Below are 23,075 nucleotides of genomic sequence, written 5' to 3'. Positions count from 1 at the left end.
TTTAGGGCGCTTAGAGCGTTTTATTTGTCAACTTTCACATGTGAAAGAATTGACCAAACTATTTGGTCGTGTCCTCTTCAACTTCTGTCGCTTCTGCGGCCATCTTCATCTGCTTCTCGACCATGCGTTTTTGGGTGATGTAGCGGATAACCATCTCGACAGCGCTGTTCAACGCAAGGATTCGCATCGCTCTGGTGGATGCAACGTAGAGCAGGTTTATTTCATCGTCACGGGCCATTGGGTCGAGCTCTGGGTCCAGGACATCCGGAAAGTCGTCATAGAGCTGAACAAAGTCCCACTCCAACCCTTTGCACCGATGAGCTGTTGAGACCGTAATGTCAGCCCCAAACTCTTCTTTGACTGTATTGCGTCGTAGAGTGGTGAGTCGTTCAGGGATTTCATCGTAGCTGTTGATGATCTTGACAGCCCTCATCATCTCAGGGTCTTTGGTCGCCTTCGCTACTTCTTGATACTCGAAGTAGTCTTCATACTCATCAAGCAGTTTCTTATTCTTTACCCGGTCTGGCTCTGCCATCGAAAACCAGTACAAATCCTGGAGCTCATTGATCTGGTAAGCGTCGATTCCACCGACCCAGAATACCTGCGCTCCGGATTCGGTCGCAGAGAGCGCCGTCTCTATAACCCCCATGACGGTTCGGTGAAGTATTGCGCGGTGGCCCACGTCACCTGGTAAAAACATGAGTACCTGATCTGCTGGTCCCCGGCCAACAACAGGTCGTGTTTCACCTTTGAGTTCAAGAAGGGCGTTTGCCACCAGCGAAACGTTGGGGCCAAAGCGGAAGCTATGAGTGAGATAGAGTTGGTCGGCGTTCATGAGCTCTTTGCTATCAAGGGCGTTGTTTGCGCCTCTGAACCTATAGATCTGCTGGTGGCGATCTCCAACCAGGATTACCTTGCAGTTCTGCTGTAGGACGATGCTACTTGTTACGGGGTTAGCGTCTTGTGCTTCATCAAAAAGAATGGTGGTGTACCGGCGAGACAGATTCGGCATCCCGAGCTGATACTGTTTGAGGTAGCAATCGTGTACGGTCGGGAACGGATCTTGAACGTTTGTCATCCGTTTCCATATGAGCTCAGCACCTTCGACCACCTGGATTTGGTATCTCTCCTGTTTGGACGTAAGCACTTTACCCGTATCGGCGCGAGCAAAATGCGTATAAAGAATCCGCATGTCTGCACTACACATAAAGGCGTTGAGCGTATCGAGAATATCTTTGGCAAACGTCCAGTTCTTGGTATTCACCGCTTGGGCAATATCGGTGAGCCTTAGGTTGCCGGAGAGTTTGTGCTGGTAGCCCCTTCCTATAGTGGCGTAGGCAAGCTGGTGGGACGTTTTGCAGTCTACGTTTGCAGGAAACTTTTCTCTTGCCTCGTCGCGGATAGCCCTGTTGTATGCCAAGTAGAGGATACGTGAATCGAGGTTGTTGTGGGCGTACTTCACCAGTGTCGTGGTTTTACCCGTTCCAGCGTAGGCCTTAACGACAAGGCGAGGCCCTTTGTACTGAGTGATCAGTGATTGTTCTGGTGTGTCAGGAGGAAGTTGTTTCATGAGGCCCCCTACGACAAACACATCTGGAGAGTGATGCGCTTCTTTTGTGTCGAGAGGAACGTACTGATCCGCTTTTCTTCTCGGGGGAGGGATACTTCACAATCCAGATCTGTCCACCAGTCTGGGGCTTTACCTTGAGCCACCTCCGTAACCCAACTATGGAGACGGTGTAACCAGCGATAGTCGCCAATAGATGAGGTGGCTAGTGTCATAGCCTCCTCAATCTTGGTTTGAAGAGCCGCAGCTCTGTGTCGCCACTCTTCTGAATATTTAGCCTTTCGCGCCATCAGTTTTCCTCTTTCTTTTTCCCTCCCTTACCAGCTTTAGCGAGCTCTTGCTCCAACCCAGAAATTTTGGTCAGTGCATCATTGAGTCTTTGTTCGAGGCTCTTGGCCTGCTGGTCTTTTTCCTGCAACTGACCAGCCATCATGCCTTTGTCTTGAACAAGAGCGCGAGCTTCTGCTTCGGCGCTGGATAATTTGGCGTCCAGCTTTTCTACCTCTCCAGATAGGCGCTGGCACTCTCGTTCAGCGGATTCGCCATGAGCTTTGGCTGTGGCAAGGGAGTCCTGTGATTGGGCCAGTTTGGCCTGTACATTTTCGAGCTGCTCTTTCAACGATGTTTTTTGTTCCTGAGCGGCCCGGAGCTTTTCTGTCTGCTCTATACTCTTGCCTTTTTGCTCCTCCAACTCACCCTCTGTAGTTGCCAATTTTTGGCTCAAAGAGCGATTTTCGCTTTTAGCTTGCTCCAGGTGATCCTGTGCTCGGGTCAGATCTGCGGCTTTCGCCTCCAGCTTGCCCTCCAACTCAACGATCCGCTTTTCCAGCTTATCAATGTCAGCCAGTGAGCGTTCTAGCTCCGCAGACTTGAGGGATAGCGAGTTTTCTGCCTTACCAAGGGCCGCATCGAGCTCTGATTTTTTGTTGGTGAGAGCTTCAAGTTGTTCCTCCAGTAGCTCAGCCCGTTCGGTGGCATCATTTGCCATGTCCACGGCTTGCTGCATATCTTCCTGGTACTCAATTTCTTTCTGTCGTAGCAGTTCACGCTCGCGCTCAAGCTGTTCATCGGCGCTTGCTTTGGCTACCGTATAGATCTTCTGTAGGAAGAGCTCAGCATCGCTCATAACCGATTCTGGAAGGACTACCTCTACCAGCTCTTCATCGAGGGAGTGTTCCTCTGACCACTGTTTGAGATACGTTGAAATGGTGGTAAAGCTCCCCTTGCCAATGATGTCTCTGATAGCGATGACCGTTGGGCGTTTACCGGCGTCCTTGAGCTTTTGGGCCGCAGCCGCTACATCGTCAAACTCAACCAATTTTCTTGCCATGAGAACGTTCCTTTTAATTTGTAATGTTTACGATAATTACGATAATTACGATAATACGGTAATTATCATAATTATATATCATGCTGCTGTCGATTGGAATTGTTTGTGTGGGACAAAGCCCTTCCGGCTGCGGAAAAGCCTTGTTACGCGGTCACGCTGATTCATCCAGGGAAGGATTCGATAGTGACTCCACCGAAGGTGCCAAGGATTTCCGATGCCGCTTTATCAGATCGAGTTTTGCGTTGTTCTGAGGCGTCAAAGTTACGAAGCAATTTGAGCTGAACATCCTTATCCTGGAGCACGATCAGGGGCATTGGCGCGGTAACGGTTTTGAGTACCCCTGCGGCCATGACGTTTGCCACCGGTTGAACCTTTACTTCCCTTCGCTCCCGGAGATAAGGCTCCGGGGTGCTGGCGATCTTCTGGATAAGCTGCTCCAGGGGAAGTTGATAGTCTGGCCCAGATCGCTCCAGCTCCTCTCTGATGCGTTGCAAAAGCTCCTCTTTTACGGGCTTCTTCAAGGAGTCCTTCCGTTGCCAGGTGAAGCGGATAGAGTCGATGTCGCCATTGGTATAGCACCGAATTTGTCTGTAAAGGTGGAGAGTCATGACACCAGGGCAGTCCGCTCGAAGTGCTTCAAACCTCTCTTGCCTGGTGGGGTACGTCGAGATAATGAACTCCTCGATACCAGCTTTGGCCGCGTTGATGCGTTCAACCGTCGCCGCAATTTCGTCAGCTACACCAATCCTGGAAGGGGAGAACCAGAGTACCCCCACGGTGCGCCTGGCAGACTTCTGCGAATAGTCTGGGTTGATGTGAAGATCTCTGTAGCTGTGCGCTGCCAGCTCAAGAGCTTCGCGCCCAGTTTGTTCAGTTACGACAATCTTGTTGACGGGCTCGTTCTCCATTCCTTTTCCGGTAGGAGGGATGGCCGCAACTTTTGCGTACCGTGGCGGTAGTCGTTTGATAAGAGAGGACAGGTTCGTTAAGTCGCGGCACATGGCCGAGAATTGTTCTGATATGAAGTTTTTAGCCATGCTGCCGCCTATGTGTGGGTTTGTTCTAACAGTTCATTGGTTACATAGTAGACAGATTTAGACCATCATGCAACGAGGGGGAGGGGCAAGAATACGCCTCCGCTTCGCGTCGGCGGGTGCCCTGTTTGACCTTCGTGTGTGAGATTAGATTGAGAAAGAGAGAGAAAAAGAGAGAAAAAGAGAGAAAGAAGAAAAGCGCGGGGCAAGCCAGAAATGTGGCTGAGGGGGACTGCTGGGGTGGGGCTGGCACCCTCTATACCCCACTTTGCATGATGGTCTAACTTTGTGGTTATAGGACGACTTTTAGAGTGCCTAGATTTGCTCGATTAGGACAAATTTCGGTCCATCCACGCTGATTGGCGTAGCAGCGCGATGGCATCAGAAGGGGTAACTTTCCATGCGTTGGAAAGCTGGCGAACTGCGAAGACTGCGAGCTCCATTCGGTCGTCATCATTGATGAAATTCTGGAGCTGGTTTCCTCGCTCACTAAGGATGATCGCAACACCGGCCTTGCCGTTGTTGTAAACCGCAAAGCTCTTATTCTTCGCGTCGCCGTGATAGGAACCCTCAGCCTTGCTACGCAAACCAAAGAGAACGCTGCAAAACGCCGTCAGTTCGCCGCGAGTGAGCTGCACCGTGATCTTGCTTTTCCAGTCTGGGCTGGACCCCGATGCCCTGATCGGCGCAATCTCGATGCTGACCGTAGGATATTCACCTCTGGTTAGCGTGTGTTGCACATTCAGGCCGGGGCGTTTCGCGGGGTCCTTCTGCCAGTCTGAGAAAAATTTGAGACTTTCGCCGTAGGATTGTTCTGTCATTCCAAATTACCTTTGCTTTGAAGCTCCTGGAGCTGGACCACGAGGTCACGTTGGACTTTGGCTATCTCTGTCACCAAGTCGGCGGTGGCAATAGCGTCGGTCGCTGCTGAATGGGCTCGACCTTTCCAGCTCACACCTGCCTCGCAGGTGGCATCCGCAAGTGAGATTGTGCCGTGCCGGTTGGTTGAGCCAAAGGCATCAGCCGCCAGCTTCATCGCGCACAGACAGTTCTGCTCTTGCCACCAAGAGAGTTGGTCTCCAAATGCACTGGCTGTTTGCCTCAACATCCTACTGTCGAAACTGGAGTTAAATATCACCAGATGACGGCCCGACAAAAGCCGGGCGAGAGCTGGCGCAACTTGAGTCCACGTAGGCTCATTCGACAGCTCAGTCTCGGTGATGCCATGAACACCCATTGCCTGAGGGTCTATTTCCACGGTTGGCCGTAATCTGGTGCAGAGGAGAACCGCGCCTCTGATGTCAGTAACAGCCAGCTCGATCACCTGGTCTCTTTCACCAAGTCCGGTCGTCTCGGTATCGAGAACCAGAGGTTCCAGAGCGACCCACCTTTGTGCCATGACAGAGGCCTTTGCCAGGTTGCTACGCATTCTTGCCTTGACCGAAAGGATGGATTGCGCCCTTATTTGCTTTTGTGATGCCGGTGAACAACCCCTTCTCCGCATTGGTTGGCAATCTGCTATCCGGTACACTCCAAATTGGCCACCATACCCGTTTTTGTAGAACGAAACTGGCTCTACTCCTGGCTTAGGCTTCATCCTAAATTCGTCCCTGAGCCGTCCTTTTGAAAAGCACCTATCGGCTTTCATGGCTTCGGCTCTGGCAAGTTCGAGTTCTTCATCATTCATGCTGTTAATCCGCTATATCGAGGCGTTGGCTCGCTCTCTTCAAACGCTCATCGCCGCGTCTGTCATATTTCTGGGTAGTTGCAATGCTTGAGTGGCCCATTGCGTCCTTCACGGTCACAATATCCTCACCGTTATCCAGCATCGAGGAGGCAAAGGTGCGTCGCAGGTCATGGGGCGCAAACATCTCCAGACCGGCTTCAACTCTTCTGGTCTCCAAGATGTGGTAGATGGCCTGATCCGACATCCGCTCTCCAGTCACATCATCAAACCGCCTGATCCTCGGGAATAAAGGCCCTTCATGCGTTCCTCGAACCTCTTCAACCCACTTATCCAGTCTTTTCCATGCGCCACCAGGCACATACGCCATTCTCTCTTTGTTGCCCTTGCCAAGAACCTTGAGAGCGCGGTCCTTGTAGATCATGCTTCCCATGTCCAGCGCAACGATTTCCGAGCGGCGCAAGCCACACCCGAGGAGCACCCCGAGAATGGCCGCATCCCGAAGCCCTTTGGCGCTTGAATCACTTTCACATGTGAAAAAGAGGCTGCGAATCTCATGGCGTTCAAGTGCCCGCCCTTTAGGAAGTCGAGATCCACGTACTGAACGGACTTGCTTAATGTGCTGGAAGCTATCCGTATCAATTTGCTTCATCGTCCAGGCTTCAAGAGCCACCCCTTTGAGCGCTGACAGGTAGGTGTTGATCGTTGCCGGAGCCTTCCCTGCATCCCCCAGCATTTCCAGCACCGCCAATATGTGGTGCCGCCTCATTGAGCTCCATGCACAGTCACGAAGGTTCTGAAACCCGATCATCTTGGCGACAATGTTGAGGAATGAGCTCATGGTCTGCCTGCTTCGCTTTGACCCGAGGCTCACCAGATAGGCGACGGCGGGGTTGTCCTGGATGTTCCGGAGCGAGCTCGATGACGGCAACAGTTCACCGCGAATGCTTTGTTCTGCCGGAACATTTACTTTCGCATGTGAAACTAGCTCTTCCTTGTCATTGTTTGTGTCGTGCAAAGTTACCTCCTAAGCCCGACCGCAACGAGAAGAAAATCCCATATTTTGAGGTGAAGAGGTAGTTCCTCCTCCATATGTTGCGTTTCGTAGCTTTGCATCAGTGGTTCAAACTTGGTTGGATTGCACAGCAATTCGTAAACTGTTCGGTTGGGCTTGGTGATCGGCTTATTCGGAGTGAATCCATGTTTGTTCTGGAGGTACAGCGCTACCGCGCCACTTCTGGATTCTCCGTAATAGCAATGAACGAAGATCTGATCGATACCGCTACCAACCAATCCATCCAGGAAGGTGGACAGCTTTTCAGCCTGGGATGAGTCAATGTAAGAGGCGTAATTCATCCGGAACGCTGCCTTCATCGTGTGGATGGTGTTCTCAGAATAGCCGCCGTCATAGAAGCTATCGCGGTACAACTGCCCCCACTGTCCGAGAGCGGCAGGGGACTTGTCTGGGTCAGTTATGGAGATCATGGCCGCACCGGGAACCGGCTCCAGTCTTTCGGCCTCCGCTTGACTAATGAAAAAGACTTTTTTGCTAAGCATGTCCCATCATCCCCTTACAAGGATGTGTTGCGAGTAGCTCACGCGCCTGACTTTGCCCCTCTTGAGTATCTACAGGAGCGGTCGTATACACACCTCCATGCCGCAAGTCCACAATACTGGTCCGACAGCAAGAACCTACGTTCTGAACTTTATTGTCCGAATCCAAACCAGCAAAAGTATGGCACGGTCCAGGGAATGGTTTCCTGCAAATAGAGCAGCGCTCAAAGTTCTTATCGAGGATTCTCTTTAAAACTTTCTCAAATTTGTTTTTGTTTAACATCGAGTTCTCCACACAAAGTTACTGGCCGAGCATCCCAGCCAAGGTGGTCTGCTGGCCTTCGCTACAAGGTGCAAATCCGGCAAAAGCACCGGCATTAACCTTGAGCTCATCAAAGCGTCCATCGGTGTCCCGGTAGTACACCTTACGTTTTCCAATTCCACCTTCGAGGTTTGCGGCCAACCAGGCGATCACTGCATCAGCATCGTTCGTAACTGATGCTCCCTGATCCAGATCGATAAGTACCAGGTGGGTGTCCGTCTGGAGTGCCACTTCAAAGGTCGCTCTTACATCAAAAATCACTGGTCGCGCTCCTTGTAAAAAGTGGGCATTCAGCACCACCTATCCTATTCCAAAAACTCTACTTTTTCAAAGATACATTTTAATAAGTAGAACAACAGCAAGAAGAACTTAAATTTATTTACCGTAATTATCATAATTACGGTAATACGGTAATTTTACAGATTTAGATGGAATGGTATAAGATGTCTCGCTGGAACATACTTGCTGAAAAAACGCTTAACAACGATAGTGAAAACATCATGTACAGGTGCGAGAGATAATATGTATAAGAGCCTTGAAGATCTGATGGCGGGTATTTACGAGATGGCAGCGCCAGATGGCATCATCTGTAACGAGGTTTCCAAATTCCTTGCGGCCAACCAGGTCAAGCCGGAAGACATAAGCTCTGGGATCTGGTTTTTCCTGTGGCTGAAATCAGCTCCCAAGGATGCGAAGCCAATCCAAAAAGAAATCCCCGGATTTGGAGTTGTTCTCAACATGCCGACTTATGGCGGAACGCTCAACGAAGCAATCACAGGGTTGATCGAGAACGAGTGCCGTCAAATAGAGCTCGCTGAGGGACATCCGAGCCTTGAGGCTTGGGTTGAATCAGTATTAGCCGGTCGAGATGACGGAGAGGAAAATGAAGCTGCGGCCAATATCGTGGATCTGCTTAATGGGTGTCACGACCTACTGGATACAGCAATAATCAATTACCTTTTTAAGGTGGGAAAAATCAACGAGCAAGAGATTTTGTCGCTCATCTATTATGGAGAGCTATGTGACCACTCTCTTGTCGGTACGCCTTTTTCAACGTTACATATCCCGAGTGAAAATAACGTCCACGAACGTAACATCATCCCCATTAAAAAAGGAGCCAGTTAGGCTCCTTTTTGTTACTCAGGGTTTGCTTTGAGAAACAACTTCATTCCAAGTATGCAGCACCTTCGATAGGTGCTGATGCTTTCTGGTGAAGTCCTTATCATCCAAGAGTGCTTTAAATGGCGCGTTCAGGTCACTGCATGTGACGTTCTTGCCGATCACAGACAGGGTATCCTGGAGTGATCCACCAGCAGCATCAAGCCCCATTCTATCGACGGTCTCACTACTCACCATTGCCTGGACAACATTGGTGAATGCCTTTGAGTTGAGCTGCTCAACGCTCAGGGCTGTATTGCATTTCTGCTCAACCGCTTGCTTGTACTAGATGGTGTACTTTGCAGTGATAGGTGACATGGTGTTCATCGCAAGTATGTATGCGTCTACCTCACTGGTCGGTAATGTCGCGGCGTAGACTGACGAGCATGATGCGGCTGCGGCCATTATCAAAGTTATTACCTTCTTATTCTTCATTTCTCTGAAATCCCCCTTTAAAATATGGAGCTACAACTCATTTGTACCAATCATAATACTATTGATTTCCAAAAGTATCTCTCTCTACTGACTCTATGATGGCTCGCCTTCCAAACACTTGGCCGCTGGCGTCGGTTAGCTAGACTAACACCAGCGTATTCAATGAATAACTAGCCAAAAACCTTTATCAATTCTTTAATTGTTCTGGCAGACTCCATTTCCTCCATAATCTTTTCAATTCCGACGCCGGAATCCAAATTACTTCTGTACTTTTTAGCCAAATCACAAAGTTCAGATTTTAACTCCTTGCAATCCAGATTAGAGATAAGAACAGCATTGAAATTAGCCTTAAACAGTCGAGAACCATACATCACAATTTCTACAGGCCAGTACCAGAATGGACTTAGCGGCTTGTAGCTCGCAACCTCGTCTATTTTGTAGTGACGACCTTCCGAATCATAAATGTCCATCAGCTCAAAATAACCGTTCCTCAAAGACTGAATAGTACATTTCCCGAACTCGGATTCTGATGCCACTACGAAGAGCGACCTTTTCTTGCTGCTCACAAGCAGCGCTGGAAATTCAATTTGCACAACCGCATCCCTCATCATTTATTGAATCAGCTAAACCACCACTAACAGGAGAGGCTTGAGCTACTTTTGCCCATTCAGGCGTCCCGTGCCACCAACGACCAAATGCGCTATATGGGGTAGGTCCATTGCCGTGAATGTTTTGGTGAATATCTCTTGGAATGGACTTCAAGTTCCAAGGATGGTTTTTTATTGAGTCAGGAACATATTTGCCAAACTTGCCATTTCTCTGAATAGCCCAATGGTGAAGCTCATTACCTCGTGGAACCCCTTGAACTTTCCTTACTCTGGGTGAGACATTGCTCCATTTTTGGCTTAATTTGAACCACGATTTACCGGAGCTGGCATGTCTGAAAACTCCTGACGCCCAGCCGCCACCTATAGCCCCAATCGCTCCGGCGATTCCAACTTTTGACCAACTAACACATTTCCAACTCCCATTATTTTCGATTAGTTGGCTAAGTAGCTCCAACCCAGCTCCAATACCTGCACCAACAAACGCAAATTCACCCGTCGGGTCGGTATTGGACATAGGGTTTCCATGCACATACCCGTAGGTGTTTACTCCATCGATCAGGCCAAGAGGGTCGCTGGTAATGTACCGCCCGGTCGCTGGGTCGTAGTAACGCCGCCAGTTGTAGTGGAACCCGGTCTCCGCGTCGTAATACTGTCCTGGGAATCGCAGGTTGAAGGTTGGCCCCTGGATGATGATGCTGGCCTTACCGAACGGGCTGTAGCTCGCCTTCCAAACGACTTGGCCGCTGACGTCGGTCAGTGCCTTCGGGGTGCCCAGGTGATCGACGTGGACTTGGTAGGTCTGTCCTGACTGAACAAAGCCCAAGGGTGTCCCATCGAGCCAGATGTACTCCGCCAGCACGTCTCCAGTGGCCGCGTCCAGCTCCTCGATGAGGTTTCCTGCCAGGTCGTAAACCAGCAGCCGGGTATGCCCGTTTAGGGTCTTGGTTACACGCTGATCCAGATGGTTGTATGTGTAGCTTACAGTCACTCCCGCGACCGTTGCGGCCACCAGCCGGTTCTGGCTGTCATAGGTGAAGGTATCCGCCCCCTGCTTCGTCAGGTTGCCATTGGCGTCATAGCTTCTGGAGGTTTGCCCGGCCTTCACCAACCAGTTGTTCATGTAGTTGATGGTGTAGCTTTGGCTCAGGCCATCGGTCGTGATCGAGGTCCTGTTGCCGGTGGCGTCATAGCCATAGCCCAAAACGCCATAGATCCCCTCAGCAGAGGTGATGCGGCCAACCGCGTCATAACCGAGTGACTGATTGACTGATGAGCTGAGATTGTCGTCTATGGCTGAAATCAACGAGTCTGGCGTGTACCGATAGACCAGCGAATGCACCCTAGCAGCGTCGATGCCGGTGACACGGTAATCGAGATCCAGAGTGCGGCTTTCTGAAATGCCGTTCCCTCTGACCATACTGGTGACGGGGCCAAAGGGCGCTCGCTCAATCTGGCTTGCCAGGTTTGTTGTGGTGCCTGCTTGTGTCGTTGTCACCTCGATGACGTCACCGGCTGAGTCACGGGTGTAGGAGACCTCACGGCCACTGGGATACGTGATCTTCGTGACGAGGCCTGCACCATCGTATTGGTACTGGGTAGTCAGGCTCTGCCCGTGGGTTTCCCAGGTTTCGTAAGCCAGCCATCCTTCGGGGGTGTAGCCAAATCTCCGGACACCGTTGCCATCATCGACTGAGGTCAAGCGGCCTATGCCGTATGGTGAGGTTGCTTCGTCGTACCCGTACAGAATTGGCGATTCGCCAGCGACATCGCTGGAGGTTTCGATGATCCGGTTCAGCGCGTCATAGCTGTAGCTTGTGGTTTGCCCCTTGGCCGTTTTGCGCGTTGCCACGTTACCGGCTTCGTCATAGGTAATGTCGGTGGTGCCGGTGTCCGGGCTCCGGACCTGGGTCACTTCGCCAAAGCCGTTGTAGCTGTAGTAGGTCAGGCGCGAACGAGGGTCGGAGACACGGTAAACATCGCCGGTATCCTTGTAGAGCACCTGCGTGACCTTCCCGAGGGGATCGGTCGTTTGTGTCCGGTGATGGAAGCCGTCGTACTTGTAGGAGTGTGTGTTACCAGAGGGACTGGTCTCCTGTATCAGGTTTGCCACCACATCGTAGGAAAACGATGACTGATTGCTATAGGCGTCGGAGACACTGGAGAGCCAGCCGATTTCGTTGAAGATCCGGCGCTCTATCCAACGGGTCTGGCCCAGCGCATCGAGCAGTCGCTCTTCTACTGGGTTCCCGAGGTCATTGAGCTCAAGCTCGCGCCGGTTGCCCTGTGCATCTGTTTCCGCCACCAGCCGATGTGCAGCGTCGTACTCATAGCTGACGGTTGCACCATTTGGCTTGGTCAGCGAACTCAGGAGGCCCACAGCATCATAGTTGTAGACCGTGGTTCCTTCTGGCCCAGTGGAGCTGACAAGTCTTCCTCTGGCGTCATAGGTGAGGGTTTGGGTTACACCATTGACACCCTGAATGGTCCCGGCGCGACCGTTCGCGTCGTAGTCACCAAACTGCGTCACCTGCCCCAGCGCGTTCGTTGTCCGGATCAGGTTGCCCTGGTCATCGTAGTCAAATGTCGTAACATCGCTGACGTCGGTGCGCGGACCATCAACCGAGGCCAACAGGCTCGGCTTTCCTGTACCAACAGGGGCATAGGTGTAGGTCCATGTCCGGGAAGCGCCCGAGCTGCGATCAGTGACCTTGCGGCTTATCACCCGGAGATGAGTGTCGTAGGTGAGCTCAGTGATCCTGGTTGGTTCTGTGATTTTTGCCGGGAGCGACTTGGAAGGAAGCCAGTCGGTCGTAACCTTACCCCCGTCCTGGTCTATCTGGGTGGTTTCCAATCCCCGGTCGTTATGGGTGAACGTGCGCTTCTGCCCAGCGCGGTCAGTAATGCTGGAGACGAGGCCTTTGCTGTCGTAGACGTAGGTTTCCTTGCCGCCCACAAAGCCGGTACACGGCGCACCCTCAACCACATCAGGCTTGAGCATCCCATTGTGGCGACTGTAGGTGTATCGCTGAACGTGGCCGAGGGCATTGGTGACAGAGACGCTTCCGTCAGCGTTGTAGCTTACCTGAGTTTTCTCTGCGCCCCCGGCGTGTTCGCTTAGAACCGCTCTCCCCTGAGTATCATATCCCCATGTGGCGAAACGGTTGCCGTTCTCGTCCACCAGCCCAGAGAGCAAACCCGGTGCATTCGGGTCATCGTAGAGATAGCTGCGGCTCGTATTGTCCTGGTAGATCACTTCCGCCAGCTTGCCAGCGCTGTTGTACTGGTACTGAATACTGCCACCAGCAGGATCGGTGACACTGACCATGCGCCATCTTGATACTGGAACTGGATGGTGCGGCCAAAGCCGTCAGTGATCGAGGATAGCTCTCCGTTCAGATAGCTCAGGGTGATGTGATTGCCGTTGGGCTTCTCGATGCCGGTCAGTCGTCCGGTTTCATCATAGGCCTCGACTACCCCGTCAGATTGAGTGTAGCGCCAGCCGGTAGCATCCTTCGTCAAGGTATCATCGGTTTTCCATGTTGGCACCCAGACAGAGGACGAGTTGTAGAACGCGAGTTGTTGCCCTTCTGGCCGGTGCAGGACAACCATGTTCTCACCGTACTTCGAGGCGTTGACCTCGACGCTCCGCGAGTAGGTATGCCGCCAGCCGCCGAGCTCTTCATCAGGAAGGTGGCTATTGTAGTATCTGGTGAATGTGAAAGGGTCGGAGCCTCCGCTTTGATAATCCAGTTCAGCCTGGAACTTGTTGCCGGTGCCAAGATGGATAGGGTTCCCTACACACATGGTCGTTGTTGGTAAGCCGAGATCCCTGTCCAGGAACGGTGTTTTATCCATCTCACCCGGCAGAACATAGGTTGAGCGCCAGTAGACCGTAGCTGGGTCGCCAGTGCAGGTAGTGGGGTCATAATCGCCAGTAGCACCTAGATACTTAAAACAGATCCTGGAGACATAACGGCCATCACCATAACTGGCAACCGGATAAAGCGCATCCCCAACTGGCGTTCCCTTCCCTTGCTCCTCACCAGAGCGATAATTCTTCATGAAGGAATGCGCGTCTATGATGGTGTTGAAGCGCATTTTGTCTACTTCGGTGCTCACGGCTACAACCCGCCATTGTGCAAAAGCAACGCATGGCAAAGTTGCGAGCACCACAACGGCCAATGACCGCAGGTTTCGCATCAGTAAAAGGGAAGGTCTCGATCTCATTTACAGCTCCAGTTTTTATGCTGGAGCTATTTTCAGGTGGGAGAGTCGTTATCAACGACTGCGTTATTGCCCTTTTAGGGTATGAATACGTGATTTGGAGAGGTTGTGTATTCAGAACAAATGAGAAGCAGGTTACTCATTTCGCTCAAACACTGTGACAAGAACACGTTTTTGGTTGTCGTCGTTGATCACCATCAGGTACTTGAACTTGGAATCTCTATGGCCCCAGACTTCCACGTTATCTACGCGGCCATACTTTCTGGCTTTATGGCGAGCCACTTTCTCGTCAAAGGGCTGAACCTGTAACTCTGGATGCTGGAGGCGGCCAACAAGTGAGGCCCACGGTTTTTTAGGGTCTCCAGAGGTTATCCGGGCCTGATACTGATCGATGGCATGTTGAGTAACCAGGACGGGGCCAATGGCAGGTGTAGATATTTCGTCATGGGTCTGGGTATAGGCTTGCTTGTCCACATCGAGGAGCTCAATGTTGCCCTCTCCCGGCTCATCCATAAACTCCATGCTCTGCGAGACTTCAATAGTAGCGCCCTTTAAACGCCCAGTGAGGCAAGCCGCAAACTTGAAAGCAAAAGCCTTGGTGGATTTGCCCAGCGCCAGCTTCTTGATTGCACCTTTGGATACCACCAGCTTGTAACCAGCACCAGCACCTGGCTCTCTGCAAAAAACCTGTTTGTCCAGCGCCAGATAGCGAATGGCTACGAGCTCAGCCAAAAGATCCGCTTCTTCGTGGTCAAAATCAATATGGACATCAAGGATGCCTTTCCGTTTTGTACCAACGCGCCAGAATACAAGGGCTGAATTATTTGAAGTTTTCTTCGAGACGGTAGTCAATGTCATCATGGTCTATTTCTCCATTGTCGGGATAATGGTCGGCATCGCCGCCAGCCCCCCTATTCGTTTGGGTTCATTTAGATGCTATCACGGGTTTTAAAAATGCAACCCCTAGTGTCACTCTATTTATGGTCCCATGTATTTTTATAAGCTCGGGCTAGGCGTTTCTCGATCACTTCTGACAAACTGCAACCATCGACTTCTGACAACCGCTTCAAAATCCTGTGGGCTTTATCGCTTATAGTTATGCTTTTACCAACACCATATCCCCTTCTGCGACGTTGCCTAATTGATGTCCCGAGTTTATTGATTTGCTCTGCTGTCAGGTATTTATTAATCCATTCAGTGAGTTCTGATGGTGATCGCCCTATGCTGTTCAGGCTGTCCACGGCTTCAAGTTTCTTATCGAATGGGACGTCACGCCAGAAAGCTGGGCGCGAAGCAGCTCTGAGGAGATAGATCGCCGTAGCCTGAGCATCTTCATTGGATACTTTCAAAAAATCACCTTTTCCGTTACATGTCACACTTACCTTATCGTGACATGTAACACCTCAAACTGCAAGTATAAAAAAAGGCCAGCTATTGCTGGCCTTTACGTTCATTGTCGCAGTTACTCTTTAGGCGTTGTGATGCTTTTTTTCCTTCTGTTTCTCATGGTAGAGATACAGACTGCCGCCAGTGACGACAGTGAAAAAAATGAGCAACCCCAACATGCCTAATGTGAAAGCGTCCATTTGACCCCCTTAGGAATTGCTGACCTTGGTTAAGATTATACCATAGATCCACAGGATAACCCCAATGACCAACACCAAACCGGCTTCTTTGACGGTTATAGTGTCCCCAGATACAGCCAATCCTACAAGGGGTCGTCTCAGAAAACGGAATCTATGGTCACTCCCGTTTTTGCAACACCGATTTTGACGACAAGTTGGCTTGCTTGAATCTATCCGGCGTCTGAATGGGATTTTATTCCCGCGCCTCGATGAGTTCCGCGCCTGATGAACCTCCAGAAAATATACGGCTTCAATGAGCCTTTCCGTTTTACAGGTTCCTCAACAGGCCGGTGGGCCGTTAGTATCATCAATATCAGTATTCGCAAAACCAGATCAGTAATTCTTTAAACCGGTGTATTTCTGCCGTTATGCTACATAAGTTTGCTGTCGTGCCGTTAGGGCCCAGGCTATTCTGGCCAGCTTGTTTGCCAGAGCACAAGTGACGACAAAGTTGCTTTTCCGGCACAGTAAATCCCTGACCCAATCGGCCAATTTGCCAGACTGGTGTTCCAGTTTTTGTATGAATACCCTGGCACACTGAACCAACAAAGTTCGGATCTTTTTATTACCTCGCTTACTAATTCCCAGCAATGTCGTCCTACCTCCCGTGCTGTACTGCCGAGGTACAAGCCCTGTTGCCGCCGCAAAGTCACGGCTGCTGGCGTACTGCTTCCCGTCGCCAATCTCAGTTGAAATAGTACTCGCTGTCAGTGTTCCGACGCAGGGAATGCTCAGCAAGCGCTGTCCAACCTCATCTTCGTCCAACTTTCGTTTCAACTGGGATTCCAGATCTTTAATCTGCTCAACAAGATAGTGATAATGCTGTTGTAATTTCAGCAATAACTGGCTGAGGTAAAGAGGCAAACTATTATCCTCAAGAATGGTACTCAGTCGGCTAATAACGGCAGCTCCTCGGGGAACGCTAATGCCAAATTCCAGCAGAAAAGCATGCATTTGATTGGTTGTTTTCACCTTATCCTGAACCAGGGATTCACGGACACGATGCAGAGCCCGCATTGCCTGCTGAGATTCCGTTCTGGGCTGCACAAAACGCATAGACGGACGCGATGCAGCTTCACAAATAGCTTCGGCGTCGACAAAGTCGTTTTTATTGCTTTTAACGAACGGGCGGACAAATTGTGGTGATATCAGCTTTGGGGAATGCCCCAACTCTTCCAACTTGCGTGCCATAAAGTGAGAACCGCCACAGGCTTCCATTGCGATGGTTGTAGCGGGGCATGTCGCCAAAAATTCGATCAACTTTGGCCGGGTAAATTTTTTACGGTAAACAGCCTTCCCGCGACGATCCTGGCAATGAATATGGAAAGAGTTTTTACCCAGATCGATACCAATGAGCGCAATGTTTTCCATGATAGTTCTCCGAATGAAAGCCTGTCCTCAGCATAGTACCGGGAAGGAGGGAGTGACCATCTCATTAAATAAAGCACGCTAAGGCGTAACTACCCTCGGCTACACCGCGTCGGCACCACGCGGCTCTTTCTCCCCTTGCAGCGAAGCAATCAGCGGGCAAGAAACGTTCCCTTGCCGCGCATGGCAGGCGAACACAAGTTCGGATAGCACGGTTTCCATGCGCGCCAGGTCGGTCATTTTTTCGCGCACGTCCTGAAGCTTGTGCTCGGCCAGGCTGCTGGCTTCCTCGCAGTGGGTGCCGTCATCCAGCCTCAGCAGCTCTGCGATCTCGTCGAGGCTGAATCCGAGCCGCTGGGCTGATTTCACGAAGCGCACCCGCGTCACATCCGCCTCGCCATAGCGGCGGATGCTGCCATAGGGCTTGTCCGGCTCCGGCAACAAGCCCTTGCGCTGATAGAACCGGATTGTTTCCACGTTGACCCCGGCCGCCTTGGCGAAAACGCCAATAGTCAGATTCTCCAAATTTTTTTCCATATCGCTTGACTCCGTACATTGGTACGGAAGTAAGCTTAAGCTATCCAATCCAGATTTGAAAGGACAAGCGTATGTCTGAACCTCAAAACGGGCGCGGGGCGCTCTTCACTGGCGGGCTAGCCGCCATCCTCGCCTCGGCTTGCTGCCTGGGGCCGCTGGTTCTGATCGCCCTGGGGTTCAGCGGCGCTTGGATCGGCAACTTGACGGTGTTGGAACCTTATCGCCCGATCTTCATCGGCGCGGCGTTGGTGGCGCTGTTTTTCGCCTGGCGGCGCATCTACCGACCGGCGCAAGCCTGCAAACCAGGGGATGTGTGTGCGATTCCCCAAGTGCGCGCTACTTACAAGCTCATTTTCTGGGTCGTGGCCGCGCTGGTTCTGGTCGCGCTCGGATTTCCCTACGTCATGCCATTTTTCTATTAATCACAGGAGTTCATCATGAAAAAACTGTTTGCCTCTCTCGCCATCGCTGCCGTTGTTGCCCCCGTGTGGGCCGCCACCCAGACCGTCACGCTGTCCGTACCGGGCATGACCTGCTCCGCTTGTCCGATCACCGTTAAGAAGGCGATTTCCAAGGTCGAAGGCGTCAGCAAAGTTAACGTGACCTTCGAGACACGCGAAGCGGTTGTCACCTTCGATGATGCCAAGACCAGCGTGCAGAAGCTGACCAAGGCCACCGAAGACGCGGGCTATCCGTCCAGCGTCAAGAAGTGAGGCACTGAAAACGGCAGCGCAGCACATCTGACGCCCTTGTCTGCTACCACAAACGAAAAAGGATCTGTCGCATGACCCATCTAAAAATCACCGGCATGACCTGCGACTCGTGCGCGGCGCACGTCAAGGAAGCGCTGGAAAAAGTACCCGGCGTCCAATCTGCCATAGTGTCCTATGCCAAGGGCGCGGCCCAGCTCGCCCTTGATCCAGGCACAGCGCCGGACGCACTGACCGCCGCCGTGGCTGGCCTGGGCTACAAAGCGATGCTCGCCGATGCCCCGCCGACCGACAACCGCACTGGGCTGTTCGACAAGGTGCGCGGCTGGATGGGTGCCGCCGACAAGGGCAGCGGCGGCGAGCGCCCGTTGCAAGTCGCCGTGATCGGCAGCGGTGGAGCCGCGATGGCGGCAGCACTGAAGGCCGTCGAGCAAGGCGCGCAGGTCACGCTGATTGAGCGCGGCACCATCGGCGGCACCTGCGTCAACGTCGGTTGTGTGCCGTCCAAGATCATGATCCGCGCCGCCCACATCGCCCATCTGCGCCGGGAAAGCCCATTCGACGGCGGCATGCCACCCACACCGCCGACGATCTTGCGCGAGCGGCTGCTGGCCCAGCAGCAGGCCCGTGTCGAAGAACTCCGTCATGCCAAGTACGAAGGCATCCTGGACGGCAATTCAGCCATCACCGTTCTGCACGGTGAAGCGCGTTTCAAGGACGACCAGAGCCTTATCGTTAGTTTGAACGAGGGTGGTGAGCGCGTCGTGATGTTCGACCGCTGCCTGGTCGCCACGGGTGCCAGTCCGGCCATGCCGCCGATTCCGGGCCTGAAAGAGTCACCCTACTGGACTTCGACCGAGGCCTTGGTCAGCGACACCATTCCCGAACGCCTAGCCGTGATCGGCTCGTCGGTGGTCGCGCTGGAACTGGCGCAAGCCTTCGCCCGGCTGGGCAGCCAGGTCACGATCCTAGCTCGCAACACGCTGTTCTTCCGCGACGACCCGTCCATCGGCGAGGCCGTCACAGCGGCCTTCCGTGCCGAAGGGATCAAGGTACTGGAACACACGCAAGCCAGCCAGGTCGCGCATGTGAACGGCGAATTCGTGCTGACCACGGGACACGGTGAAGTACGTGCCGACAAGCTGCTGGTCGCTACCGGACGGACACCGAACACGCGCAGCCTGGCACTCGACGCGGCGGGAGTCACCGTCAATGCGCAGGGTGCCATCGTCATCGACAAGGGCATGCGCACCAGCACGCCACACATTTACGCGGCCGGCGACTGCACGGACCAGCCACAATTCGTCTATGTAGCGGCAGCGGCCGGCACCCGTGCCGCGATCAACATGACCGGAGGGGATGCTGCCATCAATCTAACCGCGATGCCGGCCGTGGTGTTCACCGATCCGCAAGTAGCAACCGTGGGCTACAGCGAAGCGGAAGCGCATCACGACGGGATCGAAACCGACAGTCGCACGCTCACGCTCGACAACGTGCCGCGTGCGCTTGCCAACTTCGACACACGCGGCTTTATCAAGCTGGTCATCGAGGAAGGTAGCGGACGGCTCATCGGCGTGCAGGTCGTCGCCCCGGAAGCCGGCGAATTGATCCAGACGGCTGTTCTCGCCATTCGCAACCGCATGACGGTGCAGGAACTGGCCGACCAGTTGTTCCCCTACCTGACGATGGTCGAGGGGCTGAAGCTCGCGGCGCAGACCTTCACCAAGGATGTCAAACAATTGTCCTGCTGCGCAGGATGAAAGGAGATGGAACCATGAAGCTCGCCCCATATATTTTAGAACGTCTCACTTCGGTCAATCGTACCAATGGTACTGCGGATCTCTTGGTCCCGCTACTGCGGGAACTCGCCAAGGGGCGTCCGGTTTCACGAACGACACTTGCCGGGATTCTCGACTGGCCCGCTGAGCGAGTGGCCGCCGTACTCGAACAGGCCACCAGTACCGAATATGACAAAGATGGGAACATCATCGGCTACGGCCTCACCTTGCGCGAGACTTCGTATGTCTTTGAAATTGACGACCGCCGTCTGTATGCCTGGTGCGCGCTGGACACCTTGATATTTCCGGCGCTGATCGGCCGTACAGCTCGCGTCTCATCGCATTGCGCTGCAACCGGAGCACCCGTTTCACTCACGGTTTCACCCAGCGAGATACAGGCTGTCGAACCTGCCGGCATGGCGGTGTCCTTGGTATTGCCGCAGGAAGCAGCCGACGTTCGTCAGTCCTTCTGTTGCCATGTACATTTCTTTGCATCTGTCCCGACGGCGGAAGACTGGGCCTCCAAGCATCAAGGATTGGAAGGATTGGCGATCGTCAGTGTCCACGAGGCTTTCGGCTTGGGCCAGGAGTTTAATCGACATCTGTTGCAGACCATGTCATCTAGGACACCGTGATCGGATATCGACCCAATGTTCTACGGCACCGGCATCGGATTCGCAGCGCGCGGATTGAACTCGGCGAAACGGTATATGCATTGCCGTGAACCGACCAAAAGGAGGTGTTCGATGAACGCCTACACGGTGTCCCGGCTGGCCCTTGATGCCGGGGTGAGCGTGCATATCGTGCGCGACTACCTGCTGCGCGGATTGCTGCGGCCAGTCGCCTGCACCACGGGTGGCTACGGCCTGTTCGATGACGCCGCCTTGCAGCGACTGTGCTTCGTGCGGGCCGCCTTCGAGGCGGGCATCGGCCTCGGCGCATTGGCGCGGCTGTGCCGGGCGCTGGATGCGGCGAACTGCGATGAAACTGCCGCGCAGCTTGCTGTGCTGCGTCAGTTCGTCGAACGCCGGCGCGAAGCGTTGGCCAATCTGGAAGTGCAGTTGGCCGCCATGCCGACCGCGCCGGCACAGCATGCGGAGAGTTTGCCATGAACAGCCCCGAGCGCATGCCGGCCGAGACACACAAGCCGTTCACCGGCTACCTGTGGGGTGCGCTGGCGGTGCTCACCTGTCCCTGTCATTTGCCGATTCTCGCCATTGTGCTGGCCGGCACGACGGCCGGCGCGTTCATCGGCGAGCACTGGGGTATTGCAGCCCTCACGCTGACCGGCTTGTTTGTCCTGTCTGTGACGCGGCTGCTGCGGGCCTTCAGAGGTCGATCATGAGCGCTTCCCAGCCAATTGAATGGACAGTGGCGCAACTGGCGCAGGCGGTCGAGCGCGGGCAGCTTGAGCTGCACTACCAGCCGATTGTCGATTTGCGCAGTGAGCAGATTGTCGGCGCGGAAGCCCTGTTGCGCTGGCGTCATCCGACGCTCGGACTGTTGCCGCCGGGCCAGTTCCTGCCCGTGATCGAATCGTCCGGCCTGATGCCGGAAATCGGCGCATGGGTGCTGGGCGCAGCCTGCCGTCAAATGCGCGACTGGCGGGTGCTGGCATGGCAACCGTTCCGGCTGGCCGTCAATGTTTCGGCGAGCCAAGTGGGGCCAGATTTCGACAAGTGGGTAAAGGGCGTGCTGGCCGATGCCGGGTTGCCCGCCGCGTATCTTGAAATTGAGCTGACCGAATCGGTTGCGTTCGGTGATCCGGCGATCTTCCCCGCCCTGGAAGCTTTGCGACAGATCGGTGTGCGCTTCGCCGCCGACGACTTCGGCACCGGCTATTCCTGCCTGCAACACCTGAAATGCTGCCCCATCAGCACGCTCAAGATCGACCAATCGTTTGTCGCCGGACTCGCCAACGACCACCGCGACCAGACCATCGTGCGCACCGTGATTCAGCTTGCGCATGGGCTTGGCATGGAAGTAGTGGCCGAAGGCGTGGAAACATCGGCGAGTCTTGATTTGTTGCGACAAGCGGACTGCGACACAGGACAAGGCTTCCTGTTCGCCAAGCCGATGCCGGCGGCGGCATTCGCCGTCTTCGTCAGTCAATGGAGGGGTGCCACCATGAATGCAAATGATCCGACTGCCACCAGTTGCTGCGTGTGCTGCAAGGAAATCCCGCTCGATGCCGCCTTCACCCCGGAAGGCGCGGAATACGTCGAGCACTTCTGCGGGCTGGAGTGCTATCAGCGCTTCCAGGCGCGCGCCAAGACCGGGAGCGAAACCGATGCCGATCCGAACGCCTGCGACTCATCACTGTCAGACTGAGGCATACCCTAACTTGATGTCAGATGCCATGTGCAAACGATGTCATTTTCAGAAGACGACTGCACCAGTTGATTGGGCGTAATGGCTGTTGTGCAGCCAGCTCCTGACAGTTCAATATCAGAAGTGATCTGCACCAATCTCGACTATGCTCAATACTCGTGTGCACCAAAGCGAGGTGAGCATGGCGACGGACACCCCACGGATTCCAGAACAAGGCGTGGCCACTCTGCCTGATGAGGCTTGGGAGCGTGCGCGCCGTCGTGCGGAGATCATCAGTCCGTTGGCGCAGTCGGAGACGGTCGGGCACGAAGCGGCCGATATGGCGGCTCAGGCGCTGGGCTTGTCTCGGCGCCAGGTATACGTTCTGATCCGGCGTGCCCGGCAAGGCAGCGGCCTCGTGACGGATCTGGTGCCCGGCCAGTCCGGTGGAGGTAAAGGTAAGGGGCGCTTGCCGGAACCGGTCGAGCGCGTCATCCACGAGCTACTGCAAAAGCGGTTCCTGACCAAGCAGAAGCGCAGCCTAGCGGCCTTTCACCGCGAAGTCACTCAGGTGTGCAAGGCTCAAAAACTGCGAGTGCCGGCGCGCAATACCGTGGCCTTACGGATCGCTAGCCTTGACCCGCGCAAGGTCATCCGCCGGCGGGAAGGCCAGGATGCCGCTCGTGACCTACAAGGTGTGGGCGGCGAGCCTCCTGCCGTGACCGCGCCGCTGGAGCAGGTGCAGATAGACCATACGGCACTGTTGCAAATAGTCGGTGGTGATAAACTTATCATCCCCTTTTGCTGATGGAGCTGCACATGAACCCATTC

26 protein-coding genes and 1 pseudogene are annotated in these 23,075 nt (G+C 53.7%); 9 read left to right on the top strand and 18 right to left on the bottom strand.

What is annotated here, in order from left to right; all coding sequences use genetic code 11:
- Positions 1–58 precede the first annotated feature (58 nt).
- From R7M72_RS22235 to R7M72_RS22195, 9 genes are all read right to left on the bottom strand, one after another.
- Positions 59–1,570: a UvrD-helicase domain-containing protein gene (locus R7M72_RS22235; protein ID WP_000811656.1), complete on the bottom strand. Its 1,512-nt coding sequence runs from the start codon at positions 1,568–1,570 to the stop codon at positions 59–61.
- An 8-nt stretch (positions 1,571–1,578) separates the two neighbouring features.
- Positions 1,579–1,857, bottom strand: a complete 279-nt coding sequence (locus R7M72_RS22230; RefSeq protein WP_000101263.1) for a hypothetical protein — start codon at positions 1,855–1,857, stop codon at positions 1,579–1,581.
- Complete coding sequence (locus tag R7M72_RS22225) at positions 1,857–2,897, bottom strand: DNA-binding protein (RefSeq protein ID WP_000101568.1); 1,041 nt, start codon at positions 2,895–2,897, stop codon at positions 1,857–1,859. The genes R7M72_RS22230 and R7M72_RS22225 overlap by 1 nt, the downstream gene beginning before the upstream one ends.
- Positions 2,898–3,058: 161 nt before the next feature.
- Positions 3,059–3,934, bottom strand: coding sequence for a DNA replication terminus site-binding protein (locus tag R7M72_RS22220; protein ID WP_001097010.1), 876 nt, complete (start codon positions 3,932–3,934; stop codon positions 3,059–3,061).
- Between the two features lie 326 nt (positions 3,935–4,260).
- Positions 4,261–4,752, bottom strand: coding sequence for a hypothetical protein (locus R7M72_RS22215; RefSeq protein WP_318056330.1), 492 nt, complete (start codon positions 4,750–4,752; stop codon positions 4,261–4,263).
- Positions 4,749–5,618: a 3'-5' exonuclease gene (locus R7M72_RS22210; RefSeq protein WP_000997323.1), complete on the bottom strand. Its 870-nt coding sequence runs from the start codon at positions 5,616–5,618 to the stop codon at positions 4,749–4,751. Before R7M72_RS22210 ends, R7M72_RS22215 begins: the two co-directional genes overlap by 4 nt.
- 4 nt (positions 5,619–5,622) lie before the next feature.
- On the bottom strand, positions 5,623–6,633 hold the full coding sequence (locus R7M72_RS22205) for a tyrosine-type recombinase/integrase (RefSeq protein ID WP_000543934.1): 1,011 nt from the start codon (positions 6,631–6,633) through the stop codon (positions 5,623–5,625).
- 2 nt (positions 6,634–6,635) lie between these two features.
- Entirely contained in the window at positions 6,636–7,172 is a 537-nt protein-coding gene (locus R7M72_RS22200; RefSeq protein ID WP_000949433.1) for a hypothetical protein, read from the bottom strand.
- Positions 7,173–7,470: 298 nt separating this feature from the next.
- On the bottom strand, positions 7,471–7,752 hold the full coding sequence (locus R7M72_RS22195) for a hypothetical protein (RefSeq protein WP_000575657.1): 282 nt from the start codon (positions 7,750–7,752) through the stop codon (positions 7,471–7,473).
- A gap of 201 nt (positions 7,753–7,953) precedes the next feature.
- Here R7M72_RS22195 and R7M72_RS22190 point away from each other — a divergent pair, with 201 nt between their 5' ends.
- Complete coding sequence (locus R7M72_RS22190) at positions 7,954–8,616, top strand: hypothetical protein (protein ID WP_015063586.1); 663 nt, start codon at positions 7,954–7,956, stop codon at positions 8,614–8,616.
- Between the two features lie 15 nt (positions 8,617–8,631).
- Here the strand turns inward: R7M72_RS22190 and R7M72_RS26350 are convergent, their stop codons facing one another.
- The 9 genes from R7M72_RS26350 to R7M72_RS22145 all read right to left on the bottom strand — a co-directional run bounded on the left by R7M72_RS26350 (position 8,632) and on the right by R7M72_RS22145 (position 17,446).
- Positions 8,632–8,847 (bottom strand): hypothetical protein, encoded by a 216-nt coding sequence (locus R7M72_RS26350; protein ID WP_000254804.1) that lies wholly within the window; start codon positions 8,845–8,847, stop codon positions 8,632–8,634.
- Positions 8,848–8,934: 87 nt separating this feature from the next.
- Entirely contained in the window at positions 8,935–9,084 is a 150-nt protein-coding gene (locus R7M72_RS26345; protein WP_001326395.1) for a hypothetical protein, read from the bottom strand.
- Positions 9,085–9,254: 170 nt separating this feature from the next.
- Positions 9,255–9,677 (bottom strand): hypothetical protein, encoded by a 423-nt coding sequence (locus R7M72_RS22180; protein WP_001165345.1) that lies wholly within the window; start codon positions 9,675–9,677, stop codon positions 9,255–9,257.
- On the bottom strand, positions 9,667–13,017 hold the full coding sequence (locus tag R7M72_RS22175) for an RHS repeat-associated core domain-containing protein (RefSeq protein WP_411913723.1): 3,351 nt from the start codon (positions 13,015–13,017) through the stop codon (positions 9,667–9,669). Before R7M72_RS22175 ends, R7M72_RS22180 begins: the two co-directional genes overlap by 11 nt.
- Positions 12,942–13,811: a DUF6531 domain-containing protein gene (locus tag R7M72_RS26340; protein ID WP_411913722.1), complete on the bottom strand. Its 870-nt coding sequence runs from the start codon at positions 13,809–13,811 to the stop codon at positions 12,942–12,944. The genes R7M72_RS22175 and R7M72_RS26340 overlap by 76 nt, the downstream gene beginning before the upstream one ends.
- Positions 13,812–14,051: 240 nt before the next feature.
- Entirely contained in the window at positions 14,052–14,777 is a 726-nt protein-coding gene (locus R7M72_RS22170; protein ID WP_000988731.1) for a hypothetical protein, read from the bottom strand.
- A gap of 113 nt (positions 14,778–14,890) precedes the next feature.
- Entirely contained in the window at positions 14,891–15,265 is a 375-nt protein-coding gene (locus tag R7M72_RS22165) for a hypothetical protein (RefSeq protein ID WP_000868820.1), read from the bottom strand.
- Between the two features lie 642 nt (positions 15,266–15,907).
- The gene (locus R7M72_RS22150; RefSeq protein ID WP_000427623.1) at positions 15,908–16,912 is read right to left on the bottom strand and encodes an IS110-like element IS4321 family transposase; all 1,005 of its coding nucleotides are present in this window, start codon (positions 16,910–16,912) and stop codon (positions 15,908–15,910) included.
- Positions 16,913–17,011: 99 nt separating this feature from the next.
- A complete protein-coding gene (locus R7M72_RS22145; RefSeq protein WP_000414383.1) occupies positions 17,012–17,446 on the bottom strand; it encodes a mercury resistance transcriptional regulator MerR in 435 nt (144 codons plus the stop codon).
- 71 nt (positions 17,447–17,517) lie between these two features.
- Between R7M72_RS22145 and R7M72_RS22140 the strand changes: the two genes are divergently transcribed.
- The 8 genes and pseudogenes from R7M72_RS22140 to R7M72_RS22100 form a co-directional block, all read left to right on the top strand.
- Complete coding sequence (locus R7M72_RS22140; RefSeq protein ID WP_001294666.1) at positions 17,518–17,868, top strand: mercuric transport protein MerT; 351 nt, start codon at positions 17,518–17,520, stop codon at positions 17,866–17,868.
- A 15-nt stretch (positions 17,869–17,883) separates the two neighbouring features.
- Positions 17,884–18,159, top strand: a complete 276-nt coding sequence (merP, locus tag R7M72_RS22135; RefSeq protein WP_000732290.1) for a mercury resistance system periplasmic binding protein MerP — start codon at positions 17,884–17,886, stop codon at positions 18,157–18,159.
- Positions 18,160–18,230: 71 nt separating this feature from the next.
- Entirely contained in the window at positions 18,231–19,916 is a 1,686-nt protein-coding gene (gene merA, locus R7M72_RS22130) for a mercury(II) reductase (RefSeq protein ID WP_000149288.1), read from the top strand.
- A gap of 14 nt (positions 19,917–19,930) precedes the next feature.
- On the top strand, positions 19,931–20,569 hold the full coding sequence (gene merB / locus R7M72_RS22125; RefSeq protein WP_000761850.1) for an organomercurial lyase MerB: 639 nt from the start codon (positions 19,931–19,933) through the stop codon (positions 20,567–20,569).
- Between the two features lie 111 nt (positions 20,570–20,680).
- Entirely contained in the window at positions 20,681–21,046 is a 366-nt protein-coding gene (gene merD / locus R7M72_RS22120) for a mercury resistance co-regulator MerD (protein ID WP_000995361.1), read from the top strand.
- Entirely contained in the window at positions 21,043–21,279 is a 237-nt protein-coding gene (gene merE / locus R7M72_RS22115; protein WP_001087810.1) for a broad-spectrum mercury transporter MerE, read from the top strand. Before merD ends, merE begins: the two co-directional genes overlap by 4 nt.
- Entirely contained in the window at positions 21,276–22,265 is a 990-nt protein-coding gene (locus R7M72_RS22110) for a DUF3330 domain-containing protein (protein WP_001276635.1), read from the top strand. Before merE ends, R7M72_RS22110 begins: the two co-directional genes overlap by 4 nt.
- A gap of 181 nt (positions 22,266–22,446) precedes the next feature.
- Positions 22,447–23,019, top strand: a pseudogene (locus R7M72_RS22100) (helix-turn-helix domain-containing protein); the annotation flags it as partial.
- Positions 23,020–23,075: the final 56 nt, after the last annotated feature.

The organism is Vibrio sp. YT-18 (assembly GCF_033337345.1).
In the GTDB taxonomy this organism is placed as follows: Bacteria; Pseudomonadota; Gammaproteobacteria; order Enterobacterales; family Vibrionaceae; genus Vibrio; species Vibrio alginolyticus.
Note: the sequence above shows the minus strand (reverse complement) of the source record. Positions and strands in the feature narration are given on the sequence as shown.

Coding starts and splice junctions, on each gene's coding strand:
- R7M72_RS22215 (WP_318056330.1), bottom strand. CDS start 4,752: ATGACAGAACAATCCTACGGCGAAAGTCTCAAATTTTTCTCAGACTGG.
- R7M72_RS22110 (WP_001276635.1), top strand. CDS start 21,276: ATGAGCGCTTCCCAGCCAATTGAATGGACAGTGGCGCAACTGGCGCAG.
- R7M72_RS22175 (WP_411913723.1), bottom strand. CDS start 13,017: ATGGTCAGTGTCACCGATCCTGCTGGTGGCAGTATTCAGTACCAGTAC.
- R7M72_RS22200 (WP_000949433.1), bottom strand. CDS start 7,172: ATGCTTAGCAAAAAAGTCTTTTTCATTAGTCAAGCGGAGGCCGAAAGA.
- R7M72_RS22140 (WP_001294666.1), top strand. CDS start 17,518: ATGTCTGAACCTCAAAACGGGCGCGGGGCGCTCTTCACTGGCGGGCTA.
- R7M72_RS26345 (WP_001326395.1), bottom strand. CDS start 9,084: ATGAAGAATAAGAAGGTAATAACTTTGATAATGGCCGCAGCCGCATCA.
- R7M72_RS22145 (WP_000414383.1), bottom strand. CDS start 17,446: ATGGAAAAAAATTTGGAGAATCTGACTATTGGCGTTTTCGCCAAGGCG.
- R7M72_RS22170 (WP_000988731.1), bottom strand. CDS start 14,777: ATGATGACATTGACTACCGTCTCGAAGAAAACTTCAAATAATTCAGCC.
- R7M72_RS22230 (WP_000101263.1), bottom strand. CDS start 1,857: ATGGCGCGAAAGGCTAAATATTCAGAAGAGTGGCGACACAGAGCTGCG.
- R7M72_RS22235 (WP_000811656.1), bottom strand. CDS start 1,570: ATGAAACAACTTCCTCCTGACACACCAGAACAATCACTGATCACTCAG.
- merD (WP_000995361.1), top strand. CDS start 20,681: ATGAACGCCTACACGGTGTCCCGGCTGGCCCTTGATGCCGGGGTGAGC.
- R7M72_RS22225 (WP_000101568.1), bottom strand. CDS start 2,897: ATGGCAAGAAAATTGGTTGAGTTTGACGATGTAGCGGCTGCGGCCCAA.
- merA (WP_000149288.1), top strand. CDS start 18,231: ATGACCCATCTAAAAATCACCGGCATGACCTGCGACTCGTGCGCGGCG.
- R7M72_RS22150 (WP_000427623.1), bottom strand. CDS start 16,912: ATGGAAAACATTGCGCTCATTGGTATCGATCTGGGTAAAAACTCTTTC.
- R7M72_RS22210 (WP_000997323.1), bottom strand. CDS start 5,618: ATGAATGATGAAGAACTCGAACTTGCCAGAGCCGAAGCCATGAAAGCC.
- R7M72_RS26350 (WP_000254804.1), bottom strand. CDS start 8,847: ATGGTGAGTAGTGAGACCGTCGATAGAATGGGGCTTGATGCTGCTGGT.
- merP (WP_000732290.1), top strand. CDS start 17,884: ATGAAAAAACTGTTTGCCTCTCTCGCCATCGCTGCCGTTGTTGCCCCC.
- merB (WP_000761850.1), top strand. CDS start 19,931: ATGAAGCTCGCCCCATATATTTTAGAACGTCTCACTTCGGTCAATCGT.
- merE (WP_001087810.1), top strand. CDS start 21,043: ATGAACAGCCCCGAGCGCATGCCGGCCGAGACACACAAGCCGTTCACC.
- R7M72_RS22220 (WP_001097010.1), bottom strand. CDS start 3,934: ATGGCTAAAAACTTCATATCAGAACAATTCTCGGCCATGTGCCGCGAC.